The organism is Streptomyces sp. NPDC050674, assembly GCF_040654575.1.
In the GTDB taxonomy this organism is placed as follows: Bacteria; Actinomycetota; Actinomycetes; order Streptomycetales; family Streptomycetaceae; genus Streptomyces.
Map to the genome: position 1 here is coordinate 89,111 of NZ_JBFAIG010000015.1, position 16,990 is coordinate 106,100.

The following is a 16,990-nucleotide window of genomic DNA, read 5'->3' on the forward strand; positions in this document are numbered from 1 at the left end:
TTCGAGGGCCAGCGATGGGTTGCGTGGGGATCGTGAGAGGCCTGCGTGGCACTTGCGAAGGCGATGCCCCCGGGCGTCCGGCTCAAGGGTGAACACCCGTGACGTCAGGGGTAAATCGGACCTCCGCGGAGATCCTCCGATCCGCCCGCGGGGATCCTTCGATCCGCCCTTCGACGACCCCGGGGAGAGTCCATAAGATCTCTGTAGGCTCAGCACACTCCTCACTCCACAGCTCGGCCTCACCCACTTCACACACGACCCCAGGACACCCGCCATGCCGCGACGCCGCACCTCAAGCTCGTCAAGCTCGACGGGAAGTACACCGGGAACGACGGGAAGAACGGGACCGACGGGACCGGCGGGGACCACGGGTGCCCCCAGGAACCGGACGCCGCAACCGGTGAGGATCCGGCGGCGGTCGTTCGGGGACTTCGTCAAGGCGTTCCTCGCCTTCGTCGCCCTGGCCGTGCTGCTCGTCGGCGTGCCGGGCGCGCTGGCCACGCAGATCGGGTGGCCGCTGCCGAACGGGGTGCCGAGTCTGGACTGGCTCCAGCAGGAGATCACGGTCCACACGTTCCTGAACATCCTCACCGTCATCGTGTGGCTGGCATGGGCCCAGTTCACGGCGTGCGTGCTCGTGGAGATGAAGGCCGCGCTGTCGGGCGTCGGCGTGCCGGGGCGGGTGCCCGGTGCCGGTCCGAGCCAGTTGCTGGCGCGCCAGCTCGTCGCCGCGCTGCTGCTCGTCGGCGCGACCGCCGCCAGCTTCGCGCCCGGTCTTTCGCAGCTCGGGCAGAGCTACGACGCCCACCAGAAGCCGGCCGCCGCGGCCGCCCAGGCCACCCCGGGCCTCTTCGCCCAGCAGCAGGAGCAGGCCTCCGGTGCCGCCGCGGCCCTCGCCGAGCAGGCCTCGCACGCCGCCGCCCACGCGGACGCCGGTGGCGGCACCGCCCGGCAGGGCGACACGAAGTTCTACCGGATCCAGCCGCCCGAGGGCCGTCACCACGACTCCCTGTGGGAGATAGCCCAACGGCATCTCGGTGACGGGCGCCGCTACAAGGAGATCTTCGAGCTCAACAAGGACCGCGTGCAGCCGGACGGGTCCAAGCTCTCCGAGGCCAGTCTCATCCGGCCCGGCTGGATCATGGAGATGCCGGGCGACGCCCGAGGCGGCGATCTCGTCGAGATGCCCCACGAGGCGCCCGACGTGTCGCCCGAGGTGCAGCAGCAGATCAGCGACTACGCGCAGACCGGCGACCACGCCCAGGGCGGAGGCGGTGCCCAGGGCGGCAGCGGCCACGCCCAAGGTGGCGGCGCCACCCAGGTGTCCGTCCCCGAGCAGCAGCGGCCCGCCCACGACGCCGGACACCGGCAGGCGACCGCCGTCGGCGCCGAGTCCGACAGCTCCTTCGGCCTGCCCGAGGCCCTCCTCACCGCGCCCCTCCTCGCCGCCGGTCTCCTCGGCGCCCTGGGCCGGCGCCGCCGGCAGGCGCTGTGGCAGTCGGCGTTCGGCTCCCTCGGCGGACGGCGCGGCATGGAGCCGCCCACGCCGACCGGGGACGCGCAGGACGTCCAGGACGCGCTGCTCGTCGGCGCCGACCCCGAGGGCGTACGGCTGCTCGACCGGTCCCTGCGCGGTCTCGCGGCCTCCCTCGCCGAGGAGTCGCGGCCCCTGCCGGTCGTGTACGCGGCCTGGCTCAGCAACGGCGACCTGCACCTCCAGCTCGCCCAGCCCGCCGGCAAGCCCCCGGCCCCCTGGCAGCAGGGACAGGACCAGACGTTCTGGATGCTGTCCCGCGCCGACGCCGAGCGCTACGAGGACGTCGACACGGCCGCGCCCTACCCGGGTCTGGTCAGCCTCGGCACCATGGACGACTCGCGGCTGCTGCTCAACCTGGAGGCCGTGCCCGGCATCGTGTCGCTGAGCGGACGCGAGGCCGACCGGGCCGCCGTCTTCGCGTCCGTCGCCGCCGAGTTGGCGACCAACGGCTGGTCCGACCGCATGACCATCACGCTCGTCGGCTTCGGCGAGGACCTCACCCCGCTCGCCCCCAACCGCATCCGGCACCTCGAGGACGTCGAGGCGCTCGTCGAGACCATGGAGGCCGAGACGCGGCAGCGGCGCGGAGCGCTGGGCGCCGCCGGGCACGACTCGGTCCTCACCGGGCGCACCGGACCCGCCCAGCACACCCGTTGGGCCCCGCACCTGGTCCTGCTCGCCGCGCAGCCGTCCGCCGAGGACGCCGTCAAGCTCGCCGAACTGGCCTCCGACGCGAGCCGCCTCGGCATCGGCTACCTCGTCGGCACCGAGACGGGCGATCTGCCGGGCGCCGCCTGGGAGATGGAGATCACCGGCGAGGGCAAGCTGCTCGCGCCGCTCCTCGGGCTCGAACTCGACGCGCAGTCGCTTCCCGTGGCCCAGCAGCGAGCCGTGGTCGAGTTGTTCGTGGAGGCCGACCCGGAGCGTGGGCCCGACGGGCCGACGACCGCCCCGCCGTTCCTCGTCGACATCAGCGAGCAGGGGCGGCCGGCCGTGTACGCCCGGCTCGTCGGGCCGTACGAGATCATCGGGCTGGAGGAGCCGGACGGGGAGCGCAGCGCGCTGCTGCACGAGGCGCTCGCCCTGCTGCTCCTGCACCGCGAGGGCGTGCACCCGCGGGTGCTGTCCTCCGCGCTGTGGCCGCGCGGTGTCACCGACGACGTCCGCGACGCGCTGCTGGACCGGCTGCGCGACTGGCTCGGCACCGACCCCGACGGCACGCCCCGCCTGGCCACCGACGGTTCGGGCCGGCTGACGCTCGCCAAGACGGTCGTCTCCGACCTGGACGTGCTGCGCTCCCTCTACCACGAGGCCACGCAGGGCAGGGGCGTCGGCAGCCGGGCCGTGCGCGGGCGGCTGCTCACCGACGCGCTGGTGCTGGTGCGCGGGCCGCTGCTCGCCGACCGGCCCGAGGGGCGCTACCGGTGGCTCACCCACGAGATCGTCGACGCCCAGCTGCCGCTGCTCGTCGCGGACACCGGGCTCGCGCTGTGCGCGTTCCACATGGAGAAGGACCGTGCGGAGAAGGCCATCGAGGCGCTGAACGCGGCCCTGCGCACCGCGCCGGCCGACGAGCGCCTGTGGCACGAGATGCTGCGCGCCACGCACGCAACCGGTGACGAGGACCGCCTGCGCGCCCTGGCCGCCGACCTCGTCACCCGCGGTGGTGCGCGCGGGCTGCCGCCGCGTACCGAGGCGCTGCTCGACGAGCTGCTGCCGTCCTGGCGCGACGCGATCGCCGCGGCCGGATGAGCACCGGGGTGCTGGTCCTCGCCGCCGCGCTGTGGGGCGCGGCGGCGGGAGCGCTGCTGCCGCGCGCGGCCTACCGGTTCTCCGCGCCCTCGGGGGAGGCGTGGCGGGAGGAGTGCCCCGGCGGGCACGCCGTCCGGGGCTGGCTGGGACGGGCGGCGTGCGCGCGGTGCGCGGAGCCCGGGTACGGGCCGCGTGCGGCTCCCCTGATGATCGCCGGCGCCCTGGTCTGCGCCGCCCTGGCCGCCGCGACCGGCACCCGCCCCGAGCTCGGGGTCTGGCTGCTGCTCGCCCCGGTCGGCGTCCTGCTCACGGTGGTCGACCTCCGGGTACGGCGCCTGCCCGACCCCCTCACCCTCCCCTTCGCCGCCGCCGCACTCGCCCTGCTCGGCCTCACCGCCCTCGTCCCCGAACACGCGGGCGTCTGGACGACCGCCCTGCTCGGCTCCCTCGCGCTGGGCGCCGGCTACTTCGTGCTGTTCCTCATCAACCCCGCGGGCATGGGCTTCGGCGACGTCAAACTCGCCCTCGGCACCGGCGCGGTCCTCGGCTGGTACGGCTGGCCGACGGTCATGCTCGGCACCTTCGCCGGCTTCCTGCTGGGCGCGCTGTACGGCGTCGCCCTGATGATCGCCCGCCGGGCCACCCGCAAGACGGCCATCCCCTTCGGCCCGTTCCTGATCGCGGGGGCATTCCTGGGGCTTCTGGTGGGTTCCGGCGCGGCCTGACCCGGGGCCCGGCATCCTTGTGATCATGACAAACATCCCCATGTACCCCGCCGCCCCCTCCCCGTACCCCGCGGCCCCTCCGCCCGACGCCACCGGTCACCCCTACCACCGCCTGGACCGCGCCACAGGGCGTCACCGCTGGTGGCGGCCGTTGGCCGGGACCTTGCTGCTGAGCGTCGCCTATGTCGTCGCCGTGCTCGTACTGCTGGCCGTCACCTATGGCCTCGGAACGGCGCTCGGCGTGCCGGAACTGCCGGACGGCGGCCCCGACTTAGGGCCGGCCGGGAACACCGCGATGGATCTGGTGGCCATCGCGGCAGCCCTGCCCCTGGTGCTGCTGGCCACCCTGTGGCCGGCGAGACGGCGGGCCGGAACCGTCTCGTCGGTCGCCGGACGGCTGCGGTTCGGCTGGCTGGGGTGGTGTCTGCTGGCCGGGCTGCCGCCCATCGCGCTGCTCACGGTGACGTCCCTCTTCCTGCCGGACGGCTCGGGCGAGTCCGAGACCTGGGTCGGCTGGCGCTCCTTCCTCACGGCCCTGGCCGTGCTGGCCGTTTTCGTCCCGTTGCAGGCCGCGGCCGAGGAGTACGTCTTCCGGGGCTGGCTGACCCAGGCGGTCGGGGCCTTCGTGCGCTCGCCGTGGCTCGCCGTGATCCCGCAGGCCGTGCTGTTCGCCGCGGCCCACGGCTGGGGCACCCGCTGGGGCTTCCTCGGGCTGCTGGTGAACGGCCTGGTGATGGGGCTGCTCACGATCCGCACCGGGGGACTGGAAGCGGCGATCGCCCTGCACGTCCTGAACAACCTGCTGGCCTTCGGCGTCTCCGCCGCGATCGTGGACGGACTGTCGTCGGACGAGACCGCCGCCGACGCGCCCTGGTCGCTCGCCCTCACGGCGGTGGTCACCGACCTGCTCTACGCGGCGCTCGTGCTGTGGCTGGCCCGGCGGCGCTCGCCGCAGCGCCTGTCCGCCCCGGCGCCCCACGACTCCGCCCGCACGGCCTGACGTCCGGCTGCCCGAACCCCTGGCGTACGCTGGGCTGGTCCGTCCACAACCCTTACGAAAGGGACGCCCGGTGACCGAGAAGGCCGACCTTCAGCCCATCCTCGACCGTGCAGCCGCCGGTGGGCGGATCACCCCGGACGAGGCGCTCGTGCTGTACCGGGACGCCCCGCTGCACGCGCTGGGCGCCGCCGCCGACGCCGTGCGCCGGCGCCGGTACGCCGGGACCGAGCACATCGCGACGTACATCATCGAGCGCAACATCAACTACACGAACGTCTGCGTCACGGCGTGCCGGTTCTGCGCGTTCTACGCCGCTCCCAAGGACACCGCCAAGGGCTGGACGCGCGACCTGGACGACATCCTGCGCCGCTGCGCGGAGACCGTCGAGCTGGGCGGCACGCAGATCATGTTCCAGGGCGGCCACCACCCGGACTACGGCGTGGAGTACTACGAGAAGCACTTCGCGGCGATCAAGAAGGAATTCCCGCAGCTGGTCATCCACAGCCTGGGGGCGTCCGAGGTCGAGCACATGGCCCGGATCTCCAAGGTGTCCGTCGAGGAGGCGATCCAGCGCATCCACGCCGCCGGTCTGGACTCCTTCGCCGGGGCCGGCGCCGAGCTGCTGCCCGAGCGGCCCCGCAAGGCCATCGCCCCGCTGAAGGAGTCCGGCGAGCGCTGGCTGGAGATCATGGAGATCGCGCACAACCTGGGCGTGGAATCCACCTCCACCATGCTCATGGGCACCGGCGAGACCAACGCCGAGCGCATCGAGCACCTGCGCATGATCCGGGACGTCCAGGACCGCACGGGCGGCTTCCGCGCCTTCATCCCGTACACCTACCAGCCCGAGAACAACCACCTGAAGGGCCGCACGCAGGCGACGCTCTTCGAGTACCTGCGGATGATCGCCATCGCCCGGCTGTTCATGGACAACATCGCGCACATCCAGGGCTCGTGGCTGACCACGGGCAAGGAGGTCGGCCAGCTCTCCCTGCACTACGGCGCCGACGACCTCGGCTCGATCATGCTGGAGGAGAACGTGGTGTCGTCGGCCGGTGCCAAGCACCGGTCCAACCGGATGGAGATCATCGATCTGATCCGGAAGGCGGGCCGGGTGCCCGCCCAGCGCGCGACCACCTACGAGCACCTCGTGGTCCACGACGACCCGGCGAACGACCCGGTCGACGACCGTGTGGTCTCGCACATCTCCTCGACGGCCATCGAGGGCGGCACGGCTCACCCCGAGCTGAAGCTGCTGGCGCCCAACTGACCAGACCGTGCTGACGATTCACACCGCCCCGCTGGTGTTGCCGGCGGGTGCGGACCCCGTGGTGGACGGTGCCGTCGTGGTGGACGGGGACCGGATCACCGCCGTCGGGCCGTACGAGGAGGCCGTCGACGACGCGCCGGGCGCGCGAGTGCGGCGCTGGCCCGGCGTGCTCACCCCGGGGCTGCGCCAGTGGCACCCGCTGTGGCTGCTGCGCCAGTGCTACCACCCCGACCCGCGCGAGGCCGACGAGCTGGGCGAACAGCCGCTGTGGGGCGAGCGGTTGGCGGCACTGGGTGACCTCGGCGAGTCCCGCTGGTCGGGCAGCGTACGGCGCGGGGTGCAGCGGATGCTGCGCCACGGCACGACCGCGGTCGCCTCGCCCGGGGCCCGTTTCCGCGATCCGCTGGTGGCCACGGCCGTCGCCCGGTCCGGGCTGGCCGTCGTGGGGACGACGAACGCTCCCGGTGTGCTGCTCGGTGAGCGGCCCGACCTCGACCCGTTCGCCGAGGGGTACGACCTGCCCGGCACGGTCCACGGCCCGATGACCGTCGGCGGCCGGGCCGACCTGGCCGTGTTCGACGTACCCGACGAGAGGGCCCTGCGGGAGCGCGGCGCGGCCACCTGCGTGGCGACCGTACTGGCGGGCCGGCTGGTGTACCGGGCCCGCTGACCCCCCGGGGCGGGTCAGCCCGCGAACGCCTCGCCGAACGCCCCGGCCCCCTGCGCGACCCCGCTGCAATCGGTCGCCGCCTTCGCCGGCTCCGAGCCGTCCGCGCACTGCCGGTCCCGGGCCGTCGACCACATCGACACCCAGGCGATGCCCTTCTCCTCGGCGAACGCGCGGACCTCGGCGGCGTCCGCGAGCGTGAACGTCTCGTCCGTGACGTCGTTGACGCCGATCATCGAGGTGAGCGCCATGCCCCGCCAGGCGGTCGCGTCCGAGGTGGCGAAGGTCTTCTTCAGCTGGGTGTGCGCGGCCTCGGCGGCGGCGAGGGCGTAGCCACCCATGTCGCCGTCGTACGACGAGCCGTAGTTCATCGTCATGAGATTGACGGTGGAGACCTGTACGCCGTGGTCGTTGGCGGAGGCGAGCAGGGTGAGACCGTCCTCGTCGAGCCCCGACGGCATCACCGGGAGCGTGAACGAGACCTCCAGGCCGTCCCGTTCCTCCTGCAACCGCGCGATCGCCTCCGAACGCAGCGCGACGGAGGCCGGGTCGGACAGGTCGTCGCCCTCGACGTCGAAGTCGGCCAGGGTGGCGCCGGCCGCGTCGAGGGCCTTGCCGTAGGCCGTCGCCAGCTGCGAGGCGCTGTCGCAGTTCACCGCGAGTTCCTTGCCTGAGGCCCCGCCGAAGGAGACCCGGACCCGGGCGCCGTCCCGCGTGAGCTTCGCTATGCGGGAGGCCACCTTCGCGTCGCCGATGGCGTGCGTGCCGTTCCAGCGCGGGGTGCAGTCGTCGCCGTCGGCTATGACGAACGCCAGGTTGTACGTCGTGGGGGAGCCGGCGGAGTCGGTGCCGGCGGCCTCGGTGGCGCTGAGGTACGGGGCGTAGGAGGTGCCGGCCGTGGGGGAGGTGGCGGAGGCGGAGGCCTCGGAGTCCGCAGGGCCCGCGTCGCCATGCCCGGAGCATCCCGCGGTGGCGAGGGCGAACAGAGCGCCCAGCGCGGCCGCCACCGGTTTCCGGTAACTCCTCATGTCGTGCGCTCCCGTTCTCGTGAGGCCGGTGGTCGGTCAGGACATACGTTTCCCGGCAGCAAACGTCTCATGATGTCGGTTGCGCACGGCGAGTTCCGCGGGCATTCCCGAGAACTCTCAGAGAAAGGACAGCTTCCGTCGTTTCTCATGGGCCTCTCACAAGGAAACCCGAGTTTAGAGCACATAAAGGCGCCCTACTGTCCGGGGAATGCATTCCGAGCCTGCCATCGAAAACAGCGCCCCTCGCGGTCGCCGCCGCAAACGCGGCAACGGGTCCGTCGAAGGCCCCGTGTTCGTTGACAACTCCGGACGCCGGGCCCGGCTGCTGCGCCGGATCGGCCTGCTGCTGGGGGCCGTCTGCCTCGGGTACGCGGCCGTCCTCGGCGCCGCCTTCCTGGGCTGGGGGACGTCCCTGACGCCGTCGCAGTTGCTGCCGTTCGCGGGTGCGGGGCCCGACGGCGGTCGGCCGGAGGGGGTGCCGGGCGGTCCCGGCGGCCCGGGGGTCCGGCCGAGCGGCGCCCCGTCGGCTCCGGCCGGGGAAGCCGTGAGCGGCGGCGGCACCACCCCGTCCCCGTCCGCCTCCGCCGGCGCCAACTGACCGGGGCGCGCCATGACCACGACCACCCCGTCCCGCGGCCGGCGCCGCGCCCCCTCCCGGATGGAACGGGCCGCCGGCAAGGCCGCCGCACTGCAACGGCCGCGCGTCATCCTCGCCCTGCTGCTCCTGCTCGCGCTGGTCTGCGTGCTGCTCCTCGACGGCTATCTGCGCGCCGAGGTCGGCGGCGACCAGCGCGTGCGCACCGGGGCCGCCTCCAGCGACGTACCGGACGACGTCCTCGACGGCGGGCCGATCGTCACCTTCCGCGGCGGACAGGCCACGACCGTCTCCGTCCCCGACAGGACCATCGCGCTCACCTTCGACGACGGCCCCGACCCGACCTGGACGCCCCGGGTGCTGGCGATCCTGGCCAAGTACGACGTGCCCGCCACGTTCTTCCTGGTCGGCTCGATGGTGTCGCGCTACCCGGGCGTCGTGCGGGACATGGTCGACCAGGGCCACGAGGTGGGGATCCACACCTTCACCCACGTCGACCTGTCGTACCAGAGCGACGCCCGGGTCCGGCGCGAGATGGAGCAGACCCAGCTCGCCCTGGCGGGCGCCGCCGGCATCACCACCACCCTGTTCCGGGCGCCGTACTCCTCGCAGACCGACTCCATCGACAACTACAGCTGGCCCGTGTACGAGAAGCTCGGCCAGGACGGCTACACCAGCGTGTTCGTCGACACCGACAGCGACGACTGGAAGCGGCCGGGTGTCTCGAAGATCGTCCGGTGGGCCACGCCGAAGAAGAACAAGGGCGCCTCCGTCCTCTTCCACGACGCGGGCGGCGAGCGCTCGCAGACGATCGAGGCGCTCCCCGAGTACATCGAGAAGATGCGGGCGAAGGGGTACAGCTTCACCACCATCAGCGGCGCCCTGGAGCAACAGCGGCAACAGGCCCCGGCCGGAGCCGCACCGGGCACCGGCGGGTCCCGGCTCCAGGCCGCCCACCGCCGGGCCACCGGCGCGATCCTCTACGAGGGCAAGGCCCTGGTCGCCGCGGTCGCCGTCGCCGAGTGGGCCGTCCCCGCGCTCTCCGCCGGCCTCATGGTCGTCGGCGTGGCCGTCCTGGGCCGCTTCGGGATGATGCTCCTCCTCGCCCGCCGCCACCACCGGCTGCGCAACAGACGCCGGTTCGGCTGGGGACCGGAGGTCACCCGGCCGGTGTCCGTGATCGTCCCCGCGTACAACGAGAAGGAGTGCATCGCCAACACCCTCGACTCGCTGGCGCGGAGCACCCATCCGATCGAGATCATCGTCGTGGACGACGGCTCCACGGACGGCACGTCCGAGATCGCGCGCGAGGCGGCCCTGGCACGCGGCATGACGAACGTCCGGGTCGTCCGCCAGGAGAACGCGGGCAAGCCGGCCGCCCTCAACCACGGTGTCCGCAGCGCCCGGTACGACATCGTCGTGATGATGGACGGCGACACCGTCTTCGAGCCGGACACCGTACGCCGGCTCGTCCAGCCCTTCGCCGACCCGGAGGTCGGCGCGGTGGCGGGCAACGCCAAGGTCGGCAACCGCGACACGGTCATCGGCGCCTGGCAGCACATCGAGTACGTGATGGGCTTCAACCTCGACCGCCGCATGTACGACCTGCTGCGCTGCATGCCGACGATCCCCGGCGCGATCGGGGCGTTCCGCCGCGAGGCGGTGCTCCAGGCGGGCGGCATGAGCGAGGACACCCTCGCCGAGGACACCGACATCACCATCGCCCTGCACCGCGCCGGGTGGCGGGTCGTCTACCAGGAGCACGCCCGCGCCTGGACCGAGGCACCCGGCTCCCTCAAGCAGCTGTGGTCGCAGCGCTACCGCTGGTCGTACGGCACCATGCAGGCGCTGTGGAAGCACCGCAAGTCCCTCACCGACACGGGGCCTTCGGGTCGTTTCGGACGGGTCGGCATGCCGCTGGTGGTCCTCTTCCAGATCGTCACGCCGGTGTTCGCCCCGCTGATCGACGTGTTCACCGCCTACTCGATGATCTTCATCGACTTCACGGCGGCCCTGCTGGCGTGGCTCGCGGTCCTCGGCGTCCAACTGGTCTGCGCGGCCTACGCGTTCCGCCTCGACCGCGAGAAGTACCGCTACCTGCTGATGATGCCGCTCCAGCAACTGGCCTACCGGCAGATGATGTACCTCGTCCTCATCCACTCCTGCGTCACCGCCCTCACCGGCGGCCGGCTGCGCTGGCAGAAACTGAAGCGGACCGGCGAGGTCGGCACCCCGGCGGGGGCGAGCTGATGGGAGCGCACAGCAAGGGGGCCGTCCTGGCGGCGGCCCCGGCCCCGCCCGCGCCCGTGGGAAGGGACCGTTACTTCGACACCCTCCGGGCCGTGGCCCTCGTCCGCGTCGTCGCGTATCACACCTTCGGGTGGGCCTGGGCCGGGCTGGTCTTCCCTTCCATGGGGGTGATGTTCGGGCTGGCCGGCACGCTCATGGCGCGCTCCCTCCGGCGTCCCGCGCTCCAGGTGATCAGGAGCCGGGTCCGCCGGCTGCTGCCGCCCTTCTGGTTCTGGGGCGTCTTCGTGGTGGCCGCGATGCTGGTGCACGGCTGGATGCCGGGATGGCAGATCGTCTACTGGGTCGTGCCGCTCGGCGACCCGCCGGGCAGCGCCTGGGGCGAACAGGCCTGGGAGATCCTCTGGTACCTGCGCACCTACCTGTGGTTCGTGCTGCTCTCGCCCCTCCTGCTGCGGGTCTTCCGGCTCGCGCCCGTCCCGGTGCTCCTCGCCTCCCTCGCGCCGGTCGCCGTCATCCAGTTCGTGTGGCAGCCGCCGGACGGCCGGTTCGGTGCCGCCCTGTGGGACCTGGCGACCTTCCTGTGCTGCTGGCTCCTCGGCTTCGCCCACCAGGAGGGGGTCCTGGCCCGGCTCGAGCCCGCCGCGGTGCTCCCGCTCGCGCTGGCCGCCCTGGCCTTCGGCGGCTGGTACGCCGTCACGCACCAGGCCGAGTACGGCACCTACGACCTCGACGAGAACCCGCTCGCGCAGGCCTTCTGGTCGGCGGGGTTCGTGACGCTGCTGATGTACGCCAAGGCCCGCTTCGCCACCGACTTCGCGCACCTGGTCCGGCTGCGGCGGCTGGACCGGCTCGTGACCGTCTTCAACGCGCGGGCGGTGACGATCTACCTCTGGCACGAGATCGCGCTGGTCCTCGCCGTCCCGCTGATCGACCGGTTCTGGGACGTGCCCGCCTTCGAGGCGTACCTGCCGCTGGACAGCCAGTGGTTCATGTTCGGTGTGGGCTGGGTGCTGATCGCGGTGTTCGTGCTGCTGTGCGGCTGGGCGGAGGACGTGGCGGCACGCCGGAAGCCGCGGCTCCTGCCCGGCGGGGGTGCTGCAAGAATGGGCCCGTGACCCGCGCATCCCTGGACAAGCAGCCGCACGAAGTCGCCTCGATGTTCGACGACGTGGCGGAACGGTACGACCTGACCAACGACGTGCTGTCCCTCGGCCAGGACCGGCGGTGGCGCAAGGAGGTGGCCAAGGCGGTCGACGCGCGTCCCGCGCAGAAGATCCTCGACCTGGCGGCCGGCACGGGCACCTCCTCGCTGCCCTTCGCGCAGACCGGCGCCTACGTCGTCCCGTGCGACTTCTCGCAGGGCATGCTCCAGGTCGGCAAGCAGCGCCGGCCCTGGCTGCCCTACACCGCGGGCGACGCCACCAGGCTTCCCTTCAAGGACGACAGCTTCGACGCCGTCACCATCTCCTTCGGGCTGCGCAACGTGCAGGACACGGACGCGGCGCTGCGCGAGATGCACCGGGTGACCCGGCCCGGCGGACGGATCGTGATCTGCGAGTTCTCGCATCCCACGTGGGCGCCGTTCCGCACGGTCTACACCGAGTACCTGATGCGTGCCCTGCCGCCGGTGGCCCGGGCCGTGTCCTCCAACCCCGACGCCTACGTCTACCTCGCCGAGTCCATCCGCGCCTGGCCCGACCAGCCCGCCCTGGCCGAGCGGCTGGGCAAGGCCGGCTGGTCGCGGGTGGCCTGGCGCAACCTGAGCGGCGGGATCGTCGCGCTGCACCGGGGCTTCAAGGAGAGCTGAGGGCCCCACGCGGGTGCCTGTGCGTGACCGTCGGCTACGGTGCGTCGACGCCCTGGAGGTCGAGCCGGTAGCAGTGGCCCGTCCGCTGCGAGGCCGGTGTCGTGAAGGTCTCGGCGAGCCGCATGCCCAGGCGCCGGGTCACCGCGATGGACCGGCTGTTGCGGGCGTCGACCAGGGCGACGACGCCCGGCACGCCACAGGCCCGCATCCGCTCCAGCGTCTGCCGCGCGGCCGCGGTGACGTAGCCCCTGCCCCAGTGCTCCCGGCCCAGCCGCCAGCCGATCTCGATCTCGCCCGTCGGGCCCCAGGTCCGCTCCCACGGCTGGGCGCCCGTGAAGCCGATGACCCGGCCCGCCTCGTCGAGCACGGTCCACAGGCAGAAGCCGAGCTCGGCGTCGTGCCGGCGCTGGCGGGCGGTGAGCTCTTCGTAGACCGAGAGTTCTGCGGCCCTGCCGCCCTGGAACTCCATGACGTCCGGGTCGTCGAAGATCCGGTGCCAGGCGACGGCGTCCTCGTGGGTGGGGACGCGGAGCCGCACGACGGGGAGAGCTCGGTTCATGGAGGCAGCCCTTCAGCCGGGTGATCAATGCCGCTGCATAGACTGCCCATGTCCAGTGCCGGTCGGCACGCAAGATTGACGAACTTGGGGAGATCCCGCCGTGACCGTCGTGACCGAGCCCCTCTCCGAGAACACCGCCGATGTGATCGTCGTGGGCGCGGGGCCGGCCGGCTCCACCACCGCCTACCACCTGGCCAAGGCCGGACTCGACGTCCTCCTGCTGGAGAAGACCGAGTTCCCGCGCGAGAAGGTCTGCGGCGACGGCCTCACCCCGCGTGCCGTCAAGCAGCTGGTGGCCATGGGCATCGACATCTCGGAAGAGGCCGGCTGGCTGCGCAACAAGGGCCTGCGCATCATCGGCGGCGGGGTGCGGCTCCAGCTGGACTGGCCGGATCTCGCCTCCTTCCCCGGCTACGGGCTCGTCCGCAAGCGCGACGACTTCGACGAGCAGCTCGCCCGGCAGGCCCAGAAGGCCGGTGCCCGGCTGTTCGAGCGGTGCAACGTGGGCGCCCCGATCGTCGACGACCGCACGGGCCGCATCACGGGCGTGCACGCCAAGCTCGGCGAGGACAAGCGCGAGGTCACCTTCCACGCGCCGCTGGTCGTCGCCGCCGACGGCAACTCCACCCGGCTGTCCCTCGCGATGGGCCTGCACCGCCGCGAGGACCGCCCGATGGGCGTGGCGGTGCGCACGTACTTCACCAGCCCGCGCCACGAGGACGACTACCTGGAGTCCTGGCTGGAGCTGTGGGACCGCCGCGGCGCCGAGGACCGTCTGCTCCCGGGCTACGGCTGGATCTTCGGCATGGGCGACGGCACGTCCAACGTCGGCCTCGGCGTCCTCAACACCTCCGAGTCCTTCAAGGAGCTGGACTGGCGCGAGGTCCTGAAGGCCTGGTGCGCGTCCATGCCGGAGGACTGGGGCTACACCCCCGACAACATGACCGGCCCGATCCGCGGCGCCGCGCTCCCCATGGCCTTCAACCGCCAGCCCCACTACACCAAGGGCCTGCTGCTCGTCGGCGACGCCGGCGGCCTGGTGAACCCCTTCAACGGCGAAGGCATCGCCTACGCCATGGAGTCCGGCCAGATCGCCGCCGACGTCATCGTCCAGGCCCACGCCCGGCCGACGCCCGCGAGCCGCGAACTGGCCCTCCAGCGCTACCCGCGCGTCCTGAAGGACACCTACGGCGGCTACTACACGCTGGGCCGCGCCTTCGTGAAGCTCATCGGCAACCCGAAGGTCATGCAGATCGCCGCCCAGCGCGGGCTCACGCACCCGATGCTGATGAAGTTCACCCTGAAGCTCCTGGCGAACCTCACGGACCCCACGGGCGGCGACGCGATGGACCGCATCATCAACGGCCTGAGCAAGGTGGCCCCGAAGGCCTGATCAGGCGTTCGGCGCCACGATGTCGGCGGCCCGGCGTGCGTACCCCGCTTCCGCCGGTCCGCCGGTCCGCCGGTCCGCCGGTCTGCCGACCTGCCGCAGAGCGGCCTTCCGCTCCCGTGCGGAGAGCCGGTCCGGAGCCGTCCTCGCGGTGACCGGCCTCGTGCGTGAGGCAGCGGGCGAAGGAGCCGGTGCCCTCGATCACGAGCGGCTCGCCGTCCCGGTCGACGTCAACACCCGGCCAGGCCGTGACAATTCGGGCGTGAGATGCGGGAGTGACGGGAGCGCACAGGCGGGCGGCGATGCCGGGTGGCCCTCAGAAGGGCCCTGGCGGCCTCTGGAGCGGCCCGGAGCCGGGCCGAGGGGGTCCGGGCGCCTGGACGGTCCCGGACAGGCCGGGAGGGCCGTTGCCTTCGTGCGGCAGCGGCCCTCAAGCCCGAATGTGCGGATGTGTCAGGAGATGCCCGTGGTCACAGGACGCGGACCGCGCCCGACGCCGGGTAGCCCGACAGGTCCTGGATGACGACGCCCTTGGACGGGTTGGCCGCGTCCAGGTACTGGCCGTTCCCGATGTAGACACCCACGTGGTAAGCGGAGCCCTTGCCGCCCCAGTACAGGATGTCGCCGACCTGGATGCTGGAGAGCGGGACGTCCGTGCCGGCCATCGACTGGTCCTGCGAGACGCGCGGCAGGTCCACACCAACCTGCTTGTACGCGGCCTGCACCAGGGAGGAGCAGTCCCAGGCGTTGGGACCGGTGGCGCCCATGACGTAGGCGTCGCCCAGCTGGGCCTTGAGGAAGGAGATGACCGTCGCGACGCTGCCGCTGGCGGGCGCCGAGACGGACGTGGAGGTGGACGCGGACGCGGTCGCGGAGGCGGACAGCGTCGCGCGCTCGGCGCTGCGCGTGGCGCGCTCGGCGGCGGCCTTGCGGGCGGCCTCGGCGGCCTTCTTCTTGGCCTCGGCCTTCTTCTTCGCCTCGGCGAGGTCCTTCTTGGCCTCCGCGGCGGCCTTGGCGGCGGCCGCGTCACGCTCGGCGCGCAGCTCGTAGTTGGCCGCGGCCTGCTGGGTGGCGGCCGCGGACTGGGCCACCTGAGTGGACAGGTCGGCCGTCAGGGTGGGCAGTTCGATGGTCTGCGTCACCGGCTCGGCGGCGCTCGCCGAAGCCGACGCACCTGCCGCCGCCATGCTGAGGACGCCACCGGCAACTCCGGCACGCACGGCGATCGAAGAGGTCGCGCTGCGGCGGGGCTTCCGGTGGCTGCGTATGTGAGCGGTGTGGGACATGGGAATAACCGGTACCAGGGGCTCCTTCATATCTTCAAGAAACGTGTGCTGCGCCACAGTTGTTCAACCGAGGCCCCAAAAACCCTCGATGAGCCCCTCTATTGACGCCGTAACGGACATTGCGGGCGCACCGTGACCGGCCTGTGATCACGGTGTTTGATCAATACGCCCGAATTGCCCCGCGCCTACCATCGGTTGGCCCGATTGGCCAAGCCCCGTTCTCACGGGCCTCTCATCGGTGTGACGGAGGTCACGGAACGGCCGCCCCGCCGACCGCGTCCCGGCGCGTAGATCACGGCCGGGTCACGACCTCGCGAAGATCGTGAACGCGTGCACGTGTCCACACCTCGCCCCGCGCGCCCCCCGACGTGTGAACGCGCCTCTATCAAGAGATCAAGTCCACCGCCAATTTGCATGCACGCGAACCATCTTGATATTGAGACGCCCCCTCCCGCCTGCGCTGACGAGGCAAAATGTCACCTCTCGTGATCACTCGGACGCTTCGCGTGTGAAGATCACCGCTCATCCGACTTCATGATTGATCGTCAGGTGGTGGAGATCACAAAGCTTGTGCAATACCCCGTGTCGCAGATCACAGAGTGTCGGGCATAAGATGCACGCGGTTGGGCTTGTGACCTGCTTCACATGTTCTCGATCTTCGCCGGGGCGGGCGGGGTTCAGGAAACAGGTGGGGCGGATGTGAGCCCGACGCCAACCGCCAGCAGTCAGTGCCGACTGAGAGGAGCGAGGAGCGGTGAACGCTTATGCGCCCATCCTCGTACTGGGAGCCCTCGGGGCAGGCTTTGCGATCTTCTCCGTGGTCATGGCCACGTTGATCGGGCCCAAGCGGTACAACCGGGCCAAGCTCGAGGCCTACGAGTGCGGAATCGAGCCCACCCCCACGCCGGCCGGCGGCGGGCGCTTCCCCATCAAGTACTACCTGACGGCGATGCTCTTCATCGTCTTCGACATCGAGATCGTCTTCCTCTACCCCTGGGCCGTCACCTTCGACGCCCTGGGGATCTTCGGGCTCGTGGAGATGCTGCTCTTCGTGCTCACCGTCTTCGTCGCGTACGCGTACGTATGGCGGCGCGGCGGCCTGGAATGGGACTGAGGGGCCACTA

Annotated in this window: 14 protein-coding genes and 1 pseudogene; 11 read left to right on the forward strand and 4 right to left on the reverse strand. The window is 71.9% G+C overall.

Going from position 1 to position 16,990, the window contains the following annotated elements:
• The first annotated feature begins 400 nt into the window (after positions 1-400).
• The 5 genes from AB0I06_RS24335 to AB0I06_RS24355 all read left to right on the forward strand — a co-directional run bounded on the left by AB0I06_RS24335 (position 401) and on the right by AB0I06_RS24355 (position 6,954).
• Positions 401-3,289, forward strand: coding sequence for a BTAD domain-containing putative transcriptional regulator (locus AB0I06_RS24335; protein ID WP_363120958.1), 2,889 nt, complete (start codon positions 401-403; stop codon positions 3,287-3,289).
• Complete coding sequence (locus AB0I06_RS24340) at positions 3,286-4,014, forward strand: A24 family peptidase (protein ID WP_363120959.1); 729 nt, start codon at positions 3,286-3,288, stop codon at positions 4,012-4,014. The genes AB0I06_RS24335 and AB0I06_RS24340 overlap by 4 nt, the downstream gene beginning before the upstream one ends.
• Before the next feature lie 25 nt (positions 4,015-4,039).
• Positions 4,040-5,014, forward strand: coding sequence for a CPBP family intramembrane glutamic endopeptidase (locus AB0I06_RS24345; protein ID WP_363120960.1), 975 nt, complete (start codon positions 4,040-4,042; stop codon positions 5,012-5,014).
• A gap of 70 nt (positions 5,015-5,084) precedes the next feature.
• The gene (gene mqnC / locus AB0I06_RS24350; RefSeq protein WP_363120961.1) at positions 5,085-6,284 is read left to right on the forward strand and encodes a cyclic dehypoxanthinyl futalosine synthase; all 1,200 of its coding nucleotides are present in this window, start codon (positions 5,085-5,087) and stop codon (positions 6,282-6,284) included.
• Positions 6,285-6,291: 7 nt separating this feature from the next.
• Positions 6,292-6,954 (forward strand): hypothetical protein, encoded by a 663-nt coding sequence (locus AB0I06_RS24355; protein WP_363120962.1) that lies wholly within the window; start codon positions 6,292-6,294, stop codon positions 6,952-6,954.
• A 14-nt stretch (positions 6,955-6,968) separates the two neighbouring features.
• Here the strand turns inward: AB0I06_RS24355 and AB0I06_RS24360 are convergent, their stop codons facing one another.
• On the reverse strand, positions 6,969-7,979 hold the full coding sequence (locus AB0I06_RS24360) for a chitinase (protein ID WP_363120963.1): 1,011 nt from the start codon (positions 7,977-7,979) through the stop codon (positions 6,969-6,971).
• 208 nt (positions 7,980-8,187) lie between these two features.
• On the opposite strand from AB0I06_RS24360, the gene AB0I06_RS24365 reads away from it, so the two are divergent.
• The 4 genes from AB0I06_RS24365 to AB0I06_RS24380 are packed head-to-tail and all read left to right on the forward strand — an operon-like array spanning position 8,188 to position 12,631.
• Positions 8,188-8,577, forward strand: a complete 390-nt coding sequence (locus AB0I06_RS24365) for a hypothetical protein (RefSeq protein ID WP_363120964.1) — start codon at positions 8,188-8,190, stop codon at positions 8,575-8,577.
• A gap of 12 nt (positions 8,578-8,589) precedes the next feature.
• Positions 8,590-10,824 carry a glycosyltransferase gene (locus tag AB0I06_RS24370; protein WP_363120965.1) on the forward strand — a complete coding sequence of 745 codons (2,235 nt, stop codon included), beginning with the start codon at positions 8,590-8,592 and terminating at the stop codon, positions 10,822-10,824.
• Positions 10,824-11,939 carry an acyltransferase gene (locus AB0I06_RS24375; RefSeq protein ID WP_363120966.1) on the forward strand — a complete coding sequence of 372 codons (1,116 nt, stop codon included), beginning with the start codon at positions 10,824-10,826 and terminating at the stop codon, positions 11,937-11,939. The genes AB0I06_RS24370 and AB0I06_RS24375 overlap by 1 nt, the downstream gene beginning before the upstream one ends.
• A complete protein-coding gene (locus AB0I06_RS24380; RefSeq protein WP_363120967.1) occupies positions 11,936-12,631 on the forward strand; it encodes a demethylmenaquinone methyltransferase in 696 nt (231 codons plus the stop codon). Before AB0I06_RS24375 ends, AB0I06_RS24380 begins: the two co-directional genes overlap by 4 nt.
• A 34-nt stretch (positions 12,632-12,665) precedes the next feature.
• Here the strand turns inward: AB0I06_RS24380 and AB0I06_RS24385 are convergent, their stop codons facing one another.
• The gene (locus AB0I06_RS24385) at positions 12,666-13,190 is read right to left on the reverse strand and encodes a GNAT family N-acetyltransferase (RefSeq protein WP_363120968.1); all 525 of its coding nucleotides are present in this window, start codon (positions 13,188-13,190) and stop codon (positions 12,666-12,668) included.
• A 100-nt stretch (positions 13,191-13,290) separates the two neighbouring features.
• On the opposite strand from AB0I06_RS24385, the gene AB0I06_RS24390 reads away from it, so the two are divergent.
• Complete coding sequence (locus AB0I06_RS24390; RefSeq protein WP_363120969.1) at positions 13,291-14,583, forward strand: geranylgeranyl reductase family protein; 1,293 nt, start codon at positions 13,291-13,293, stop codon at positions 14,581-14,583.
• Here the strand turns inward: AB0I06_RS24390 and AB0I06_RS24395 are convergent.
• Together AB0I06_RS24395 and AB0I06_RS24400 are read right to left on the reverse strand one after the other, a co-directional pair.
• Positions 14,584-14,809 (reverse strand): annotated as a pseudogene (locus tag AB0I06_RS24395) (hypothetical protein); the annotation flags it as partial. It abuts the gene before it with no gap.
• Between the two features lie 241 nt (positions 14,810-15,050).
• Complete coding sequence (locus tag AB0I06_RS24400; RefSeq protein ID WP_363120970.1) at positions 15,051-15,896, reverse strand: C40 family peptidase; 846 nt, start codon at positions 15,894-15,896, stop codon at positions 15,051-15,053.
• A 724-nt stretch (positions 15,897-16,620) separates the two neighbouring features.
• Between AB0I06_RS24400 and AB0I06_RS24405 the strand changes: the two genes are divergently transcribed.
• Positions 16,621-16,980 carry an NADH-quinone oxidoreductase subunit A gene (locus AB0I06_RS24405; protein ID WP_003992243.1) on the forward strand — a complete coding sequence of 120 codons (360 nt, stop codon included), beginning with the start codon at positions 16,621-16,623 and terminating at the stop codon, positions 16,978-16,980.
• Positions 16,981-16,990: the final 10 nt, after the last annotated feature.